General features: G+C 67.6%; 1 protein-coding gene. It reads right to left on the reverse strand.

Translation table 11 applies throughout. The features are described 5' to 3' along the window. The coding region (locus tag ACQG3P_RS19405; protein WP_426805954.1) for a GGDEF domain-containing protein at positions 1 to 262 on the reverse strand (262 nt) is incomplete at its 3' end. Positions 263 to 284: the final 22 nt, after the last annotated feature.

Below are 284 nucleotides of genomic sequence, written 5' to 3' on the forward strand. Positions count from 1 at the left end.
CGTCGATGCCGGGCAGCAGGATCAGGAACTCCTCGCCGCCATTGCGGCACAGCAGGTCGGTGTCGCGCGTATCGTCGCGCATCAGCTGGGCGATGCGCAGGATCACCGCATCGCCGACCGCATGGCCGAAGCGGTCGTTGTTGGTCTTGTACCGGTCGATATCCAGCGCGATGATCCCGAACGGCTGCCCGCGTGCCTGCCAGTCTTCCAGCCCATCCTGCAGGCCGCGCCGGTTCTGCAGGCCCGTGAGCGGGTCGGTCATGCTGGCGCGGTTGAGCTTGCCG

It is taken from the genome of Stenotrophomonas sp. SrG, assembly GCF_050031795.1.
GTDB lineage: Bacteria > Pseudomonadota > Gammaproteobacteria > Xanthomonadales > Xanthomonadaceae > Stenotrophomonas > Stenotrophomonas rhizophila_A.